This is a genomic window from Pseudomonas fluorescens Q2-87, from assembly GCF_000281895.1.
Classification (GTDB): domain Bacteria; phylum Pseudomonadota; class Gammaproteobacteria; order Pseudomonadales; family Pseudomonadaceae; genus Aquipseudomonas; species Aquipseudomonas fluorescens_S.
This window is the reverse complement of the sequence record NZ_CM001558.1, coordinates 757,946-776,037: the sequence shown is the minus strand read 5'-3', so window position 1 is coordinate 776,037 and position 18,092 is coordinate 757,946. Positions and strand designations below refer to the sequence as shown.

The following is an 18,092-nucleotide window of genomic DNA, read 5'->3' as shown; positions in this document are numbered from 1 at the left end:
TATGGGGCCAGGTTTTCGAGCTTCAAGGGCCGTCCGACGAATTAACCCTACAAAAGACAGTTACAAAGCCATTCCTTCCAGCGCTAAGAAAGTCGCCCAGCCAAGCAAATCGAGCTAAGCCCAGGCATTGTCAGCCGGAAACAAAACACTGTATAAATAACCAGACCTAACATCTGGGAGCGGCCTCATGCTGGTGCACCTGTCCGTACACAACTACGCCATCGTCGAGCATCTCGACCTCGAGCTCGATCGGGGCATGAGCGTGATTACCGGCGAAACCGGTGCTGGTAAATCCATCATGCTGGATGCCCTGGGCCTGACGCTGGGCGATCGCGCAGACAGTGGCGTGGTGCGCCCCGGAGCGGACAAGGCCGACATCCTGGCGACGTTCGACCTGGTCGACATTCCCGAAGCCAGCACCTGGCTCGCCGAGCGCGACCTGGACACCGACGGCCTGTGCATCCTGCGCCGGGTCATCACCGCCGAAGGCCGCTCGCGGGGCTACATCAACGGTACGCCTTGCCCATTGGGCGACCTCAAGGCCCTCGGCGAACTGTTGATCGACATCCACAGCCAGCACGAGCATCAATCCCTGCTCAAGACCGATACCCACCGCCGCCTGCTCGATGAATACGCCGCAGCCACCGACCTGGCCCGCCAGGTTCAACTGGCCGCCCAGCGCTGGCGCCAGACACGACAGGAGCTGGACCGACTCTCCAATTCAGGCGACGAGCAGCGCGCCCGCCATCAATTGCTGAGCTATCAGCTCGAAGAGTTGGAGAACCTGGCCCTGGGTGAAAATGAACTGGAGGAGCTGGAGCAGGAACACAAGAACCTGACCAATGCCGAAACCCTGCTGGGCATTTGCCGCCAGGTGGTCGAGCAATGCAGCGAGAACGATTCAGGGAACGTGCTCAACGCGCTGACGGCGAGCTTGAACCGGCTTTCCAGCGTGAACAATTCGGTGGGCGCACTGAGCGAAGCCACGAACCTGCTGACAAGCGCACAGATCCAGGTCGAAGAAGCGGTGGGCGAACTGAACCGCTTTCTCGATCACTTCGATGCCGACCCGGCACGCCTGCAATACCTGGAAGAACGCCTGGACACTATCTATACGCTGGCGCGCAAGCACCGCGTCCAGCCAACCGAAGTGGCGGAACTCCAGCAGCGCTTGCTGGATGAACTGGAAACCCTGAACGCCAACGATGAATCCATCGAACGCCTGGGGGACGAATTGGCTTCCTATGCGCGTCATTATCAAGAAAAGGCCCAACAGCTCAGCGAACTGCGAAAGCAGGCCGCGACAGGGCTGGCCAATGCCGTGGAGCAGGAAATCCAGCGGCTGGGCATGCCAGGTGGCCGCTTCACCATCGAACTGCGCCCCAACAGTAGCGATGACCTTCAACCCAATGGGTTGGAGCAGGTGGAATTGCTGGTCAGTGCCAACCCCGGGCAACCACTCAAGGCACTGGCGAAAGTTGCGTCCGGCGGCGAACTGTCACGGATCAGCCTGGCCATCCAGGTCATCACGGCGCAGACCTCGCGCGTACCGACGCTGGTATTCGATGAAGTAGACGTGGGCATTGGGGGACCAACGGCGGAAATTGTCGGCCAATTGCTGCGCCGACTCGGGGAGCGTGGCCAGGTGCTGACGGTCACCCACCTGCCCCAGGTCGCAGCCCAGGGACACCAGCATCTATTTGTGCACAAGGTCCGCGGCGAGGATGCCACACGTACCGCAGTGTCCAAGCTCAATAAAAACGAGCGCGTGGAGGAAGTGGCGAGAATGCTGGGAGGCATCGACCTCACCAAGGAATCCCTGGCCCATGCCAGGAAAATGGTTGTCGCGGCGAAAGCCTGAGGAACGCCGTATGGCAAGAAGGCGACCCTGGGGTCGCCTTCTTTCGTTTTGAGAGCTTATGGCTCGCGCGGCGTGCTTACTTCTTCTTGCGTACATGCAAGACGAGATGGTGATCGATCAGCTCGAAACCATGCTCTTGAGCAATATCCTTTTGCAGCTTCTCGATTTCGGGACTGAAGAACTCGATAACCTCACGGCTTTCCACGTCCACCATGTGGTCGTGATGCTCCCCGTCCGCCAGTTCAAAGACCGCATGACCGCCATCGAAATTATGACGAGCCACAAGACCCGCAGCCTCGAACTGGGTCAGGACACGGTAAACCGTGGCCAGACCAACGTCCTCGCCAGCCTCCATAAGCGCCTTGTAGACGTCTTCGGCACTCATGTGACGCTGCTCTGCCGAATCGAGCATTTGTAGAATCTTGACCCGTGGCAGGGTCACTTTGAGGCCGGCTTTGCGTAGTTCGCTATTTTCAACCATGGTCAGCTTTCTCGCGATGCTGCTTCGCAGCTTCTCTTATTGCGGGTATGATCGGCGTTTACGTTGTCCCAGCCAAGATAGTGGAAGTCGCCCACCGATGCAAAACACCAAGCTCTTGCTAACCAGTTTCACCTTTGTGGGACTGCTCGCACTCGCCGGTTGTTCATTCCCCGGGGTTTACAAAATCGACATCCAGCAGGGCAATGTCGTCACGCAGGACATGATAGACCAGTTACGCCCGGGAATGACCCGTCGGCAAGTACGGTTTATCATGGGCAATCCTCTGCTGACCGACACGTTCCATGCCGATCGCTGGGATTATCTGTACAGCTTGCAGCCTGGCGGCGGTGAGCGGCAACAGGAGCGCATCAGCGTTATCTTTAGCCCCAATGACCAACTCGTCAGCCTGTCGGGTGATTTCATGCCTGGCGTGAGCCGCGACGAGGCCATCATGGGCAAGGACAGTGGCACGACTGTCACCGATCCGACCCAGAACGCCGAAAAGCCCAAGCCGGAAAAACCGACCAAGCCAGGTTCGTTGCTGGACCAGATCCAGAAGGATGTGGACAAGGTCGAGACCGTACCTGTCCCAACTCCAGAACCCCTGGACACGTCACCGCAATAAATCGCGACATAAAAAAACCCGGCATGCCGGGTTTTTATTGCCTGCGATTCGAAGCCAACTATTGGCGCGCTTGAGCCGCTTTGGCCGCGCGCAGACGACGAATTTCTTTCGGATCAGCCAGCAATGGCCGATAGATTTCCAACCGATCAGCTGCCTGCACGACCTGACGATCCGGATCGGCTACCACTTTGCCAAAAATCCCGACCGGGCATGTCGCCAGATCCAGCTCCGGGAACGCTTCCGCAATCCCCGAAGCCAGCAGCGCTGCGCGAACAGTCGTACCTTCCTGCACTGCAAACGCACGCAAGACCTGGCGCTCAACGCTGGCGTATACCACTTCGATTTCAATCAACGCTTGAGCTCGGCATTCTGCTTGGCGCGCTGGCAAAAGGCGTCGACCAGAGTATTGGCCGCCTGATTGAACAGCGGCCCCAACGTGGCTCGCACCAGTGGGCCGGCATAATCGAACGACAGATCCAGGCTGATCTTGCAGGCTTTCTCACCCAGCGGCTTGAATACCCAGACGCCGTGGAGCTGATTGAAAGGCCCCTCTTCCAGATTCATTTCGATGGACTGCCCCGGCACCAGGGTATTACGCGTGACGAAGCGCTGGCTCAACCCTCCCTTGGCAATATTGAGGCTGGCGCGCATATGGGTATCAGAGCTTTCCAGCACTTCGGCGGAGGAACACCAAGGCAAGAATTGCGGATAACTCGCCACATCGTTGACCAGGTCGTATAGCGCCTGCGCCGGATAAGGCAGCAAGGCCGAGCGTTGAATATGTGTCGTCATGTAAGCGTCACTTCCACAGCTGGGCGGCAAACACTACGAGAATGCCGATGGGCGCCACATAGCGCATCAAGAACAGGCTCAAGGCGAACAATACCGGGCTACGCAGCGACAATTCATCACGCACCGCCTCACGCCCCATGATCCACCCCGCAAACACCACGAAACACATACCTCCTAATGGCAGCATGATCCGTGATGTGAAGAAATCAATCACGCCGAAGAAATCCAGACCTCCGGTTGCGCCCCACTGGTAGAGACGGAACAGGCCGTCTTCGTTCACGAAAAACTTCGCCTGCTTCCATATATTGAAGGAAAACACCGTGCCTAGCCCCACAAACCAGCAGGTAAAGGCCAGCCAGAACGTCACCCAGGCGCGGCTGAGCCGGGTCCGCTCAACCAGATAAGCCACCATGGGCTCCAGCAGGGAGATGGCCGAACTCCAGGCCGCGATGGCCACCAGGACGAAAAACACAACGCCCATCACTTGACCGAACGCCATGCTGCCAAAGGCAAAAGGCAGGCTGACAAACATCAACCCGGGCCCTTCGCTGGGGTTCAGGCCGGCGGCAAACACAATCGGAAATAATGCCACGCCCGCCAGCAGCGACACGAACGTATCCAGCAGCGCGACACCGACCACGGTCCGCGTGAGGGACGCGTTCTTGGGCATGTAGGCGCCATAGATCATGATCGAGCCGACCCCAACGCTCAGTGAGAAAAACGCATGCCCCATCGCCGGCAACAGGCCGTCCAGGACTTTTTCCGGCTGGAAATCGAACATGAAATGCACGCCCTCCATGAAATGCCCGGTGGTCATGCTATATCCCAGCAGCACCAGGATCATCACGAACAGCAACGGCATCATGATCCGCAAGCTGCGTTCAAGCCCGGCGACGACGCCCCGGGCAATCACCACGGCGGAAAGCACCATGAAAATCGTATGCCAGAGGGTGAGCCGCCAAGGATCGGCGATCACGTTACCGAAGTAGGCGCCCACCTGGTCCGGCGTGGCGCCCTGGAAATCCCCGCGCCCCATGTCGATGATGTAGTCCAGCGACCAACCGCCGACCACGCTATAGAAAGAAAGGATCAGCAGCGCCGTGATCATCCCGGCGAAGGCGCCCCACGACCACTTGGTTGAATGCCCCGCCTCCAGTGCCAGGACCTTCAGGGCATTGGCCGGGCTTTGTCGGGCGCGGCGACCGATCAGGGTTTCGGCCAGCATCACTGGCGCGCCGATGAGTGCGATGCAGGCCAGGAACATCAGTACGAAGGCGCCGCCACCGTAGACGCCGACCATGTACGGAAACTTCCAGATACTACCCAGCCCCACGGCCGAACCGGTCGCCGCGAATATGAAGACCCAGCGGCTAGCCCAACTGCCGTGCACAGAAACCTTGTCTGTCGACATCGTGATCACGCCCAAGCGTTCAAAAAAGAGGCCGCATTGTCCGGGATTCACTCAACGTGCTCAAGCATGCAGCTTCACCGTAGCCGACACGCACGCAACTGCCTATAATGCCGCCCCTATGGCTAAACAGAAGAAACACCCCACAGGGACCATCGCGCAAAATAAAAAGGCGCGACACGATTACTTCATCGAACAGCGTTTCGAGGCTGGCATGGTCCTGGCCGGCTGGGAAGTAAAGAGTCTGCGTGCCGGCAAGGCGCAACTGGTCGACAGCTATGTGCTGCTCAAGGATGGCGAAGCTTGGCTGCTGGGCAGTCACATCACGCCGCTGACCGCCGCCAGCACCCACGTGATTGCCGACCCGGTGCGCTCGCGCAAGCTGCTGCTCAACAAGCGCGAGCTGGAAAAGCTCTTCGCCTCCGTGCAGCAGAAGGGTTACACCTGCGTCTGTACGTCGTTGTACTGGAGCAAGCACTTGATCAAGTGCGAGATTGCGCTAGGCAAGGGCAAGAAGGAATACGACAAGCGCGATACCGAACGCGAACGCGACGCCGGTCGCGAACTGCAGCGTGCGGTGCGCAACAAGGGCAAGGAAGACTGAGTCTTTCGCCCTTGAGACCGCATTCGCGAGCAAGCCCGCTCCCACCTGGTCCTACCGATCACACAATGATGATTGGACATAAATCCCATGTGGGAGCGGGCTTGCTCGCGAATGCAATCGCCCAACCACAACAACACTAACTGGCTAGATCCCCTTGCGCCGCTCCGCCCGCGCAACCCGCTGCACTTCCTGACGCACCTCTTCCAACACTTCCTGTACATACAAAATATGCCGGCTGGACACTTCCCGCGCTTGCTCGGCGTGGCCGTCCATAATCGCCTGGTACAGTTCCCGATGCTGGCTGATCAACATGTCGCGGGTTTCACTGCGCTGTTTGTACATGCCGCCGATATTGGTCACCACGTTGCGCTTGAGCAGGTCGAATAATCCGCGGATGGTATGCAGCAAGACCGCGTTATGACTGGCCTCGGCGATTGCCAGATGGAACCGCGCATCCGCTGCCCCCTCCTCCGCCCGGCTCACTTCTTCGTGGCGCGAATAGCAATCCTGCAACGCTTCGAACGCCGCCGTCAGCCGCTCGCGATCTACTTCCGTGGCCCGCTGCGCCGCGTAATAAGCACAGGAAGCCTCCAGCGTGTGACGGAACTCCAACAGATCCCGTTGCGCCTCGGGGTTGCTCTCCAACAGCTGCAGCAGCGGATCGCTGAACGTCGAGCCCAGCGACTCCACCACGTAATTACCGCCGCCCTGGCGACTGACTAGCAAACCCTTGGCCGCCAGCTTCTGGATCGCCTCGCGCAACGACGGACGTGATACGCCGAACTGTTCGGCCAGGGTTCGTTCGGCCGGCAGCCGTTCGCCAGACTTCAACGTCCCCTCAAGGATCATTCCCTCAAGCCGCTCGACAATATCGTCAGACAAACGGCGCTGACGAATTTGATCAAACCCCATAACTCGACTCTCCACGATCCCGACGGCTCGCCGGGCTCTCTATTCTGGCCCATCCGGACCCAGTCCACACCCATCAAAAACGGTTTGCTCGAACGGATCAGATGCTATCTGCACCGCTTATTCGACGAAAGTTTCAGGGCGGCAAATTGACACACGACAACCAAGGCTTTTACCCTAGCGATCAGCGCTTGTAAATTGGTATTACCAATTACCCAATATCGCTGACCAGTGCCTGACCAACAACAATTAGGGGCCCACCCATTATGCAAACCTGGCAACAGCTCTACAGCCCGCTCGGCAGCCTCGGCTTGTCCGCACTCGCGGCCGTTATTCCCATCGTGTTTTTCTTCCTGGCCCTGGCAGTGTTTCGCCTCAAGGGACACGTGGCCGGTAGTATCACGTTGGCCCTGGCGATTGCCGTGGCGATTTTTGCGTTCGGCATGCCTGCGGACATGGCTTTTGCCGCTGCCGGCTATGGTTTTGCCTATGGCCTGTGGCCCATCGCCTGGATCATCGTCGCCGCCGTTTTCCTCTACAAACTGACGGTCAAGAGCGGCCAGTTCGAGGTAATCCGCAGTTCGGTACTGTCGATTACCGATGACCAGCGCCTCCAAGTGTTGTTGATCGGCTTTTGCTTCGGCGCATTCCTGGAAGGCGCCGCCGGCTTCGGAGCGCCAGTTGCCATTACTGCCGCGCTGCTGGTCGGCCTGGGCTTCAACCCCTTGTATGCCGCCGGCCTGTGCCTGATCGCGAACACCGCCCCGGTGGCGTTCGGCGCGCTGGGCATCCCGATCATCGTGGCCGGCCAAGTGACCGGGATCGATGCGTTCAAGATCGGCGCCATGACCGGTCGCCAACTGCCTTTGCTGTCGCTGTTCGTGCCGTTCTGGCTGGTGTTCATGATGGACGGCCTGCGCGGCGTGCGGGAAACCTGGCCGGCTGCGCTGGTGGCAGGCTTGAGCTTCGCCATTACTCAATACTTCACCTCCAACTTCATCGGCCCGGAACTGCCGGATATCACCTCGGCCTTGGCCAGCCTGATTTCCCTGACGCTGTTCCTGAAAGTCTGGCAACCCAAACGCACCGCAGGCGCACAGATTGCCGGCGCCACCTCCAGCGCAACCATCACCGCCAGCGCCGGTGGTTTCGGACTGCCTCGCAGCACCGTGGCATCGCCCTACAGCCTGGGAGAAATCCTCAAGGCCTGGTCCCCCTTCCTGATTCTCACCGTGCTGGTGACGATCTGGACCTTGAAGCCATTCAAGGCGATGTTCGCCGCTGGCGGCTCGATGTACAGCTGGGTGTTCAACTTTGCCATTCCACACCTGGACCAGATGGTGATCAAAGTCGCACCAATCGTGATCAACCCCACCGCCATTCCGGCCGTGTTCAAGCTTGATCCGATTTCTGCCACCGGCACCGCGATTTTCTTCTCTGCGCTGATTTCCATGCTGGTGCTGAAAATCAATGTCAAGACTGGTATTACCACTTTCAAAGAGACCCTTTTTGAACTGCGCTGGCCGATCCTTTCCATCGGCATGGTCCTGGCGTTCGCCTTTGTTACCAACTATTCGGGCATGTCATCGACCATGGCCCTGGTATTGGCAGCCACCGGCGCGGCATTTCCATTTTTCTCGCCGTTCCTGGGTTGGCTGGGCGTATTCCTGACCGGCTCCGACACTTCCTCCAACGCGCTGTTCAGCTCGTTGCAAGCCACCACCGCGCACCAGATCGGCGTCAACGACACCTTGCTGGTGGCGGCCAACACCAGCGGCGGCGTGACCGGCAAGATGATCTCGCCACAATCGATCGCGGTGGCCTGCGCGGCGACCGGGCTGGTGGGCAAGGAATCGGATCTGTTCCGTTTCACGCTCAAACACAGCCTATTCTTTGCAACGATTGTCGGCTTGATCACGCTGGCCCAGGCCTATTGGTTCACCGGCATGCTGGTTCATTAAGTCCTACACGTAATACTGAAAAAACCGATGCCGAACCGTGATTCGGCATCTGCTATTCACAACCGGGTCTGCAAGGCTGCTGAAAGATTTCCTGTCTATATTTCAGCAGCCTCAGCGGACGGATAACCGGGACCACCCGGAGACACGCCTGATGAGCGAGCTTTTCTACAACGCTGTGCCGAATGCGACCCGTGTCGCCCCGCCATTGCCCGAGCCCCGGCAGTACCCCAGCGAAAAACCGCAACGGGTCTACCTGTTCGGAACGTGCGTGGTGGACCTGTTCTATCCCGAAGCCGGTATGGATGCGATTCACTTGCTGGAGCGCGAAGGGATTCGGGTGGAGTACCCGCAAGGGCAAAGTTGCTGCGGCCAACCGGCTTATACCTCCGGTTATACCGAGCAGGCGCGGACGGTGGCCCGGGCGCAACTGGCCTTGTTTGCCAATGACTATCCGGTGGTGGTGCCCTCGGGCTCCTGTGCCGGCATGCTGCGCGAGCATTACGCCGACCTGTTCAAGGACGAGCCCGATACGCTCAAGCAGGTCCAGGCCTTGGCTGCGCGGACCTACGAACTGGCGGAGTTCCTGCTGTTTGTCTGCAAGGTCCAGCTCAACGACAGTGGCGCGCCGGTGAAGGTTGCGCTGCACACGTCCTGCTCGGCACGGCGTGAAATGAACACCCACCTGCATGGCCGTGCCTTGTTGGCGCAGTTGCAGAATGTGGAGCGAGTCGAACACAGCCATGAAAGTGAATGCTGTGGTTTTGGTGGGACGTTCAGTGTTCGCATGCCGGACATTTCCGGCGCGATGGTGGCCGACAAGACCCGGGCATTGAAGGAATCCGGCGCCCATCAGGTCGTCAGTGCTGATTGCGGCTGCTTGATGAACATCAACGGCGCACTGGAAAAACAACGGGAGGCGCTGCGCGGTCAGCATCTGGCGAGCTTTCTCTGGCAGCGTACCGGAGGTGTCGCATGAGTACGCCGACGCTGATTCCGACGGTTGAAGTGCAAGAAGATTTTCGCGCCCGAGCCCACAAGGCACTGGGCGACACGCAACTGCGAAACAACTTTCGCAATGCGATGGATTCACTGATGACCAAGCGGGCAACGTCCTTCAGCGATGCCCACGAAAGGGAACACCTGCGAGTGCTGGGCAATGCTGTCCGCGCCCGTGCGTTATCCAAGTTGCCCGACCTGCTCGAGCAACTTGAAACCAACCTGACCCGCAACGGTGTGAATGTGCATTGGGCGGAGACGGTGGACGAAGCCAATGGCATCGTCCTCTCGATCATCCGTGCTCACGAGGCGCGGCAAGTGATCAAGGGCAAATCGATGGTCAGCGAAGAGATGGAGATGAACCATTTCCTCGAGGCCCGGGACATTGAATGTCTTGAGTCCGACATGGGGGAGTACATCGTCCAGCTCGACCACGAGAAGCCTTCCCACATCATTATGCCGGCGATCCACAAGAATGCCGGTCAGGTCGCGTCCTTGTTCCACGACAAACTCGGCGTGGAGTACACCAAGGACGTTGACCAACTCATTCAGATCGGTCGCAAGGTGTTGCGGCAGAAATTCTTCGAGGCCGACATCGGCGTCTCGGGCGTCAACTTCGCCGTCGCCGAGACCGGCACGCTGCTGCTGGTGGAAAACGAAGGCAACGGGCGGATGTCCACCACCGTGCCGCCAGTCCACATCGCCGTGACTGGCATCGAAAAAGTCGTGGAGAACCTGCGCGATGTCGTGCCGCTGCTCTCCTTGCTCACACGCTCCGCCCTCGGTCAGCCGATCACCACCTACGTCAACATGATCTCCGGTCCGCGCAAGGCCGATGAATTGGACGGCCCCCAGGAAGTCCACCTGGTGCTGCTGGACAACGGTCGCAGCCAGGCGTTTGCCGACAGTGAACTGCGCCAGACATTGAACTGCATCCGCTGCGGCGCTTGTATGAATCACTGCCCGGTCTATACCCGAATCGGTGGCCACGCCTACGGCGAGGTGTACCCGGGGCCTATCGGAAAAATCATCACGCCGCACATGGTCGGCCTGGCCAAGGTGCCGGACCACCCGAGTGCATCTTCGTTGTGCGGCGCTTGCGGTGAAGTGTGCCCGGTGAAAATCCCGATTCCGGCCTTGCTGCGACGGCTGCGAGAAGAAAACGTCAAGGCGCCGGACAGCGCTCATCCCGTGATGCGCGGTCAGGGCAGCAAGTACTCGCCCAAGGAGCGCTTCATCTGGAATGGCTGGGCCTGGCTCAACAGCTCGCCGCGCCTGTACCGGTTGTTCGGTTTCCTTGCCACGCGCCTGCGCGCCCTGACACCGAGTAATGTCGGGCCATGGACCCAGAACCACAGCGCTCCAAAACCCGCTGCCCGCTCATTGCATGACCTGGCCCGCGAACACCTGAACCAGCAGGGAGACCGTCGATGAGTGCCAAGGAAAATATCCTAGCCAAGCTGCGCAAAAGTCTGACGGGCGCCACGCCCGTTGCCGATAATTTCGATGTCGAACTGGTGACACAGACCTACCGCTACGCACCCGAAGAACGTATCCCGCAGCTGCGCAAGCTGATGGAAGCGGTACACACGGAGATCCATCTGACGTCCGGCGAAGATTGGCCGGCGCTGCTGGCTCAGCTGTTGCGCGACCGGCAACTGCCCAGCCTGCTTATCGCTCCGACCACGCCACATGGGCAAAAAATCACACAGTTCTGGGCGAACAATCCGGACCTGCCGGCCCTCAAGGCCTACAACCGCCCCGTGGAAGAATGGAAAGCCGAACTGTTCAACGACACGCCCGCCAGCCTGACCGGCACCCTTGGCGCCATCGCCGCGACCGGTAGCCTGATTCTCTGGCCGACGCGGGAAGAACCGCGATTGATGAGCCTCGTGCCGCCGGTGCATTTCGCCCTGCTCAAGGCCAGCGAGATCCGCGACAATTTCTATGAAGTGCAACAGGAATTCGAATGGGCCCAAGGCATGCCCACCAACGCCCTGCTGGTGTCGGGCCCGTCGAAGACTGCCGACATCGAGCAAGTCCTGGCCTACGGCGCCCACGGCCCGAAAGATCTGGTGGTTTTGATCCTGGAGGACCAATGACCCTTCCGGCCTCTTTCCTACGCGACGTACAACAGCTCATCCCACAAAAACGCCGTTTCGACGATCCGTTGTCAACCTTGGCCTTCGGCACCGACGCCAGTTTCTATCGGCTGATTCCGAAGCTGGTGGTACGGGTCGAAACAGAAGATGAAGTGGTCGCATTGTTACAGCTCGCCCAGCGCGACCAGGTGCCCGTCACCTTCCGCGCCGCCGGCACCAGTTTGTCTGGGCAAGCCATCAGCGACTCGGTGCTGATTGTGCTGGGGGATAATTGGAACGGCCGCGAAGTCCGCGGGCAAGGCGCGCAGATTCGTTTGCAACCCGGCGTAATCGGCGCCCAGGCCAACGCTTGGCTGGCACCGTTCGGGCGCAAGATCGGTCCTGATCCAGCCTCAATCAATGCCTGCAAGATTGGCGGTATCGTCGCCAACAACGCCAGCGGCATGTGCTGCGGCACGGCGCAGAACACTTACCACACCTTGGCCGGCATGCGTCTGGTACTGGCGGACGGCACACGTCTCGATACCGAAGACGACGCCAGCGTGGCGGCTTTTCGTACAAGCCATGACGAACTGCTGGAACGCCTGGCGACACTGGGCCGCGAAACCCGCGCCAACACCGAACTGGCTGCGCGAATCCGGCACAAATACCGTCTGAAAAATACCACCGGCCTGTCACTCAATGCCCTGGTGGATTTCGACGAGCCTGTGGATATCTTGAGTCATCTGCTGGTGGGCTCCGAAGGCACTCTCGGCTTCATCAGTGCGGTGACCTACAACACGGTTATCGACCATCCCAACAAGGCGTCGGCACTGATCGTCTTCCCGGACGTGGAAACCTGCTGCAACGCGGTCACTGTGCTGAAAAACCAACCGGTGTCGGCCGTGGAACTGCTGGACCGTCGCAGCCTGCGTTCGGTACAGGACAAGCCGGGCATGCCGGATTTCGTACAGCACCTGTCGACAAATGCCTGCGCCCTGCTGATCGAATCCCGCGCCGCTTCTTCGTCGCTGCTCCAAGAACAACTGAGCCTGATCATGGCTTCGCTGGCGGGCTTCCCGGTGGAAAAACAGGTCGACTTCACTGAAGACCCACGGGAGAACGCCCGCCTCTGGGCCATCCGCAAAGACACCTTCCCGGCGGTGGGCGCGGTGCGCAAAACCGGAACCACGGTGATCATCGAAGATGTGACCTTCCCGGTGGAACAACTGGCCATCGGGGTGAATCGCCTGATCGAACTGTTCGACAAACATCACTACGACGAAGCGATCCTTTTCGGACACGCACTGGAAGGCAATCTGCACTTCGTCTTCACCCAAGGCTTCAACAACCCCGAAGAAATCGCACGCTACCAGGCGTTCATGGAGGACGTCGCGCAATTGGTGGCAGTGGAATTCGGCGGCTCGTTGAAAGCCGAACACGGCACCGGACGCAACATGGCGCCGTTCGTCGAGCTGGAATGGGGCAGCGATGCCTATCAATTGATGTGGCAACTCAAGCGCCTGCTCGATCCCAACGGCATCCTCAACCCGGACGTGGTGCTCAGCGAGGATTCGCAGATCCACCTCAAGCACCTCAAGCCGTTGCCGGCCGCCGATGAGATTGTGGATAAGTGCATCGAATGTGGTTTCTGCGAGCCGGTGTGTCCGTCTAAAGACCTGACGTTGAGCCCACGCCAGCGCATCGTGATATGGCGGGACATCCAGGCGAAAAAGCGCGCCGGCATCGATACTTCGGAACTGGAACACGCCTACCAATACCAAGGCATCGATACCTGCGCCGCGACGGGCCTGTGCGCGCAACGTTGTCCGGTGGGCATCAATACCGGCGAGCTGATGAAAAAGCTTCGCAGCCGTGAGGCAACGAAGACGAAAACCGCCAACTGGATCGAAGGAAATTTCGCCACCACGCTGCAAGGCGCACGCTTCGCCCTTCACGTCGCCAACGGTGCGCGAATGCTGCTAGGGGCGCCTCGCCTGGCAAAACTTTCGGCCTCATTGACGCGGCTGTCCAAGGGCCAGGTACCGCAATGGAGCAACGCCATGCCCCAGCCGGAAAAGGCCATCCGCTTCAGCCCCGCCTTGTCGGACGAGCGTCCGAGAGTGGTGTACCTGGCGGCCTGCGTATCGCGAGTCATGGGCCCGGCAGCAGGGGATAAGGAGCAGATGTCTCTGTACGAAAAGACTCAACGGCTGCTGGAAAAAGCCGGCTACCAAGTAGTCTTTCCCGATAATGTCGACAGCCTTTGCTGCGGCCAGCCTTTTGCGTCCAAAGGCTATGTCGAACAAGCCGAGCACAAACGCCAGGAACTGATCGGCGCCCTGTTGCACGCCAGTCGCGGCGGACTTGATCCGATCTATTGCGACACCAGCCCCTGCACGTTGCGATTGGTCCAGGACCTGGGCGATGTGCGTCTGGACCTGTACGACCCAGTGCGTTTCATCCGCACCCATTTGATGGACCGTCTCGATTTCATCCCACAGGAGGCGCCCATCGCCGTTCACGTTACGTGTAGCACGCAGCACCTTGGCGAAAGCCAGGCGTTGATCGATCTGGCGCGCAAATGCAGCAAAAACGTGGTCATCCCAGAAGGCATCCAATGCTGTGGTTTTGCTGGCGACAAAGGCTTCACCACGCCGCAATTGAACGCCCATTCGCTGCGCACCTTGAAGGACGCGGTCCAGCATTGCAGCGAAGGGATTTCCACCAGCCGCACCTGCGAGATTGGTCTTACGCAACACGGCGCAATCGACTACCACGGGCTGGTCTACCTGGTGGATCGAGTGACCCAGGCCAGGGCAACCTGAAGAAAAATAGAACCCTGGCGAACGACCGCAGTCCATTGAGCAGGTCCTGCAAATGCAGGGCTTCCTCAATAGGTAGCCGTCCTGATGGCCAGCAAATGCGGCCCTTGGGTCAAGGAGAGACACATGAAACGCTCTGTACTGTTAGGTCTGTTTGTCACTGCCTCGATGCTGGCGTCGTCCTCGTTCGCTGCCGGCGGCTCGAGTGATCTCTGCGATACCAACCTGAAAACCATTGAGAACGCCAAGACCCAGATCCAGGGCTCCCCGGAACTGCAAGCGCGCGTCGAGGCGAGCGTCCAGCAAGCCAAGGCCCATCAGGCTTTGAACACCAAGGAAGGCACCGAAAAATGCATTTCCGAAACCACCCAGACCATCCAGGAAATCCGGAAGGTCAGCAAAGACGGCAAGAACTCATAGCAGGTTGAGGCCAGCCTTCGGGTTGGCCTCAGACGCGAATTGGCGTACACTGCGAATGCCTGCCGCTTCACAGCTTTACGAAGCGTCAGGTTCGGGGCCGTTTAGGATTCGACGCCGGTTGCGAAACTCTAGGTGCATGCCGAGTTGGTAACAGAACTCGTAAATCCACTGTTGCAACTTCTATAGTTGCCAATGACGAAACCTACGGCCAGGACTACGCTATCGCTGCGTAAGCAGCCTTAACGCCTGAGCTTCTGGTACCTTCGGGTCCAGCAATCACGAGGGGATGTCCGTAAACCCAAAGTGATTGTCATATAGAACGGAATCGCCGTGCAGTACGTTGTGGACGAAGCGGCTAAAACCTACACAACTCGCCCAAAGCACCCTGCCCGTCGGGTCGCTGAGGGTTAACTTAATAGACACGGCTACGCATGTAGTACCGACAGCGGAGTACTGGCGGACGGGGGTTCAAATCCCCCCGGCTCCACCATTTCATCATCTAAAGACGTCCACGGACGTCTTTTTTTGTGCCTGAAATTCAGTACATTCGGTGTTTCAGCGCTGCAAGGGGCTTTCCAGTTTTTTGTGCCCCAGGGCTGTTTGGTATTGCAGATGGCATCCCCGGCTACCCGAGGCTGATCTTGGGAGCACATCTCATGTGCGCTCAAACCGAAAGACAAGGAATACGTTCTCACAAATGGCGACGGGCCTATTCCAGCACCACAAACCAGGCACTTAGCGAATCTCGCCAGTGCCTTTTTCATGCCCGAACAAATCATCCCGGCGCCATAACCGAAGCCCCCTCCCCAAACTCAACACTCCTCTAACGCATCACGCTTTTGCACAGCGGAAAACCCTGCGACAATCACTAATAATTCTCAACAACACCTTGCTTATCATTAGAGCCTCAGGAGCCTTCAATGTCGCGCGCCACACCCCTGTGTTATTTCAACGCGTCACGTGATCTGTTAGCCATGGCCATTTGCATGGCAGCCCTTTCACCGGCCCTTGCCGATGACAGCAGCGCTGCTCAGGAAAAATCCAAGCCCGCCACCCTGGAGCTGGGTGCGACCGAAATTTCCAGCGGCCCGCTGGGCAGCATCACGGAAGGCTCCGACTCCTACACCACGGGCATCATGTCGACGGCGACCAAGCTGCCGCTGACGATGCGTGAAACGCCACAAGCCACCACTGTCATTACGCGTCAGCGCATGGATGACCAGGCCATGACTAGCATCAACGACGTGGTGAAGTTCACCCCTGGGTTGTTCCTCGACTTTTCAAGCGGCCCCGGTCGGCAGACGTACTCGGCGCGCGGTTTCGAGATTGATAACCTCATGTACGACGGCATACCGAGCGGCTACGACGGCGTCAACGTCGGGGCTCAGCCGAACCTTGCGATGTTCGACCGAGTCGAGGTCGTGCGCGGCGCCACCGGCCTGGTGACCGGTGCAGGCAATCCTTCGGCGGCCATCAACATGGTACGCAAGCGGCCGCTCGCCGAGCAGCGAGTCACGCTGACAGGCGCCGCCGGCAGTTGGGACGATTACCGTGGCGAGATCGATGCGTCCAGCCCGCTCAATGACAGCGGCAACCTGCGTGGTCGGGTCGTCGCGTCTTACCGCGATGCCAACAGTTTCATCGACGATGTCGAGGAGGATCACGGCTTATTCTATGCAATCACCGAAGCAGACCTGAGCGAAGACACCACCCTGACCCTCGGCTTTTCGCACCAAAAGGACAAAACCAATTACTTCTGGGGCTCGTCGATGATCGGCCAGGATGGCCATCACCTGGACTTGCCGCGGTCGTACAACCCTGGCACCGATTGGGAGAACAAGGATCAGGAGATCAACACGCTTTTCGCCGAAGTCCGCCATCGCCTGGCCAATGAATGGAGTCTTCAGTTCAATGCCAACTACGCTGAGCAGAACGCGTTGTTCTCTGGCTCGTACCAGTCACGCTGGGTCAATAACACACTGGCTCGGACTGTCTACCAGTCCGCCCATGATGAAAACCAGGCCGGCCTGGACGCTTTCGCCAATGGCCCCTTCGAAGCGTTCGGACGTACCCACGAACTGGTGGTGGGCGCCAGCAAGCGCATCTATGACATGACCACTCACAACTATTCTCCGTATGACATGAACTGGCCGATCAACGCCGGCAAACCGGACTTCGTCCACACGGATAATGGCCGCGAAGTCACGACCCAGGATGGCCTGTACGCAACCACCCGCCTGAGCTTGGCCGATCCACTGAAGCTGATTCTTGGCGGGCGGCTGGACTGGTACGACTACGACAATCGGGATGGCGAAGGGGATTACAAGGTCACTCGAAACGTTACCCGTTACGCAGGCTTGATATACGACCTGGACGACCACCATTCAGTCTATGTCAGCTACAGCGACATCTTCACGCCACAGAGTTCCAAGGACACCTCCGGCACACCGGTCAAGCCGATCGTCGGCAAGAACTACGAGGTCGGCATCAAGGGTGAATATTTTGACGGTGCGCTGAATGCGAGCATGGCCCTGTTCCGCGTCGACCAGGAAAATCGCGCCGTGCAAGTGTTCGTGCCGAACTGTCCACAGGCCTCTTGCTACGAGGCCTCCGGCGAGCTTCGCAGCCAGGGTGTCGATTTCGAATTGCAAGGCGCATTGACCGAAAATTGGCAGGTCGGTGGCGGCTATACCTACGCTCGCGTGCATACCATCAAGGACAGCGCCAATCCGCAGAAGGTGAATCAGCGCTTCGACACCGACACGCCAGAGCACCTGTTCAAGCTGACCACCCGCTACCAATTCCAAGGCCCGCTGGAAAAACTGCGCGTCGGCGGCAACGTCTCCTGGCAGAGCCGCATCTACAACGACGTCGCGTTGCTCGATGGTAGTAACTACCGGCTCAAGCAAGGCGCCTATGCGGTCACAGACTTGATGGCCGGATACCGGGTCAACCAGCATCTGGACCTGCAGCTCAATGCCAATAACATCTTCGACCGCAAGTACTACTCATCCGTCGCCAATTCCATCAGCTACGGCGGCGACGCTTATGGCACCCCACGCAACCTGATGATGACCGCCAAGTACAGCTTCTAGATTGACCAGGCGCAGGGATGCAGCCCTGCGCCAC

The 18,092-nt window shown here is 59.0% G+C and carries 15 protein-coding genes and 1 other RNA gene; 11 read left to right on the top strand and 5 right to left on the bottom strand.

Annotated elements, in window-relative coordinates:
- The first annotated feature begins 187 nt into the window (after positions 1-187).
- The gene (recN, locus tag PFLQ2_RS24070; RefSeq protein ID WP_003177836.1) at positions 188-1,861 is read left to right on the top strand and encodes a DNA repair protein RecN; all 1,674 of its coding nucleotides are present in this window, start codon (positions 188-190) and stop codon (positions 1,859-1,861) included.
- Between the two features lie 76 nt (positions 1,862-1,937).
- Here the strand turns inward: recN and fur are convergent, their stop codons facing one another.
- A complete protein-coding gene (gene fur / locus PFLQ2_RS24075; protein WP_003177834.1) occupies positions 1,938-2,342 on the bottom strand; it encodes a ferric iron uptake transcriptional regulator in 405 nt (134 codons plus the stop codon).
- Between the two features lie 97 nt (positions 2,343-2,439).
- Between fur and PFLQ2_RS24080 the strand changes: the two genes are divergently transcribed.
- Entirely contained in the window at positions 2,440-2,967 is a 528-nt protein-coding gene (locus tag PFLQ2_RS24080; RefSeq protein ID WP_003177832.1) for an outer membrane protein assembly factor BamE, read from the top strand.
- 58 nt (positions 2,968-3,025) lie between these two features.
- Here the strand turns inward: PFLQ2_RS24080 and PFLQ2_RS24085 are convergent, their stop codons facing one another.
- Genes PFLQ2_RS24085 through PFLQ2_RS24095 form a run of 3 tightly spaced genes read right to left on the bottom strand, consistent with a single transcriptional unit; the run spans position 3,026 to position 5,170 of the window.
- Positions 3,026-3,319, bottom strand: coding sequence for an RnfH family protein (locus tag PFLQ2_RS24085; protein WP_003177830.1), 294 nt, complete (start codon positions 3,317-3,319; stop codon positions 3,026-3,028).
- On the bottom strand, positions 3,316-3,759 hold the full coding sequence (locus PFLQ2_RS24090; protein ID WP_003177828.1) for a type II toxin-antitoxin system RatA family toxin: 444 nt from the start codon (positions 3,757-3,759) through the stop codon (positions 3,316-3,318). The genes PFLQ2_RS24085 and PFLQ2_RS24090 overlap by 4 nt, the downstream gene beginning before the upstream one ends.
- A gap of 7 nt (positions 3,760-3,766) precedes the next feature.
- The gene (locus PFLQ2_RS24095; RefSeq protein ID WP_003177826.1) at positions 3,767-5,170 is read right to left on the bottom strand and encodes a sodium-dependent transporter; all 1,404 of its coding nucleotides are present in this window, start codon (positions 5,168-5,170) and stop codon (positions 3,767-3,769) included.
- Positions 5,171-5,288: 118 nt separating this feature from the next.
- On the opposite strand from PFLQ2_RS24095, the gene smpB reads away from it, so the two are divergent.
- A complete protein-coding gene (smpB, locus tag PFLQ2_RS24100; RefSeq protein WP_003177825.1) occupies positions 5,289-5,771 on the top strand; it encodes an SsrA-binding protein SmpB in 483 nt (160 codons plus the stop codon).
- A gap of 144 nt (positions 5,772-5,915) precedes the next feature.
- On the opposite strand, the gene PFLQ2_RS24105 is transcribed toward smpB, so the two are convergent.
- On the bottom strand, positions 5,916-6,683 hold the full coding sequence (locus PFLQ2_RS24105) for an FCD domain-containing protein (protein ID WP_003177823.1): 768 nt from the start codon (positions 6,681-6,683) through the stop codon (positions 5,916-5,918).
- Between the two features lie 263 nt (positions 6,684-6,946).
- Between PFLQ2_RS24105 and PFLQ2_RS24110 the strand changes: the two genes are divergently transcribed.
- The 8 genes from PFLQ2_RS24110 (at position 6,947) to PFLQ2_RS24140 (ending at position 18,058) form a co-directional block, all read left to right on the top strand.
- A complete protein-coding gene (locus tag PFLQ2_RS24110) occupies positions 6,947-8,641 on the top strand; it encodes a lactate permease LctP family transporter (RefSeq protein ID WP_003177821.1) in 1,695 nt (564 codons plus the stop codon).
- 151 nt (positions 8,642-8,792) lie between these two features.
- Positions 8,793-9,617, top strand: a complete 825-nt coding sequence (locus PFLQ2_RS24115; protein WP_003177819.1) for a (Fe-S)-binding protein — start codon at positions 8,793-8,795, stop codon at positions 9,615-9,617.
- A complete protein-coding gene (locus tag PFLQ2_RS24120; RefSeq protein ID WP_003177818.1) occupies positions 9,614-11,071 on the top strand; it encodes a LutB/LldF family L-lactate oxidation iron-sulfur protein in 1,458 nt (485 codons plus the stop codon). The genes PFLQ2_RS24115 and PFLQ2_RS24120 overlap by 4 nt, the downstream gene beginning before the upstream one ends.
- The gene (locus PFLQ2_RS24125) at positions 11,068-11,739 is read left to right on the top strand and encodes a LutC/YkgG family protein (RefSeq protein WP_003177816.1); all 672 of its coding nucleotides are present in this window, start codon (positions 11,068-11,070) and stop codon (positions 11,737-11,739) included. Before PFLQ2_RS24120 ends, PFLQ2_RS24125 begins: the two co-directional genes overlap by 4 nt.
- The gene (locus PFLQ2_RS24130) at positions 11,736-14,546 is read left to right on the top strand and encodes an FAD-binding and (Fe-S)-binding domain-containing protein (protein ID WP_003177814.1); all 2,811 of its coding nucleotides are present in this window, start codon (positions 11,736-11,738) and stop codon (positions 14,544-14,546) included. The genes PFLQ2_RS24125 and PFLQ2_RS24130 overlap by 4 nt, the downstream gene beginning before the upstream one ends.
- Before the next feature lie 123 nt (positions 14,547-14,669).
- Positions 14,670-14,963, top strand: coding sequence for a hypothetical protein (locus PFLQ2_RS24135; RefSeq protein WP_003177813.1), 294 nt, complete (start codon positions 14,670-14,672; stop codon positions 14,961-14,963).
- 93 nt (positions 14,964-15,056) lie between these two features.
- Positions 15,057-15,453: a transfer-messenger RNA gene (gene ssrA / locus PFLQ2_RS28555) on the top strand.
- A 430-nt stretch (positions 15,454-15,883) separates the two neighbouring features.
- Positions 15,884-18,058 (top strand): TonB-dependent siderophore receptor, encoded by a 2,175-nt coding sequence (locus tag PFLQ2_RS24140; RefSeq protein WP_003177811.1) that lies wholly within the window; start codon positions 15,884-15,886, stop codon positions 18,056-18,058.
- Positions 18,059-18,092: the final 34 nt, after the last annotated feature.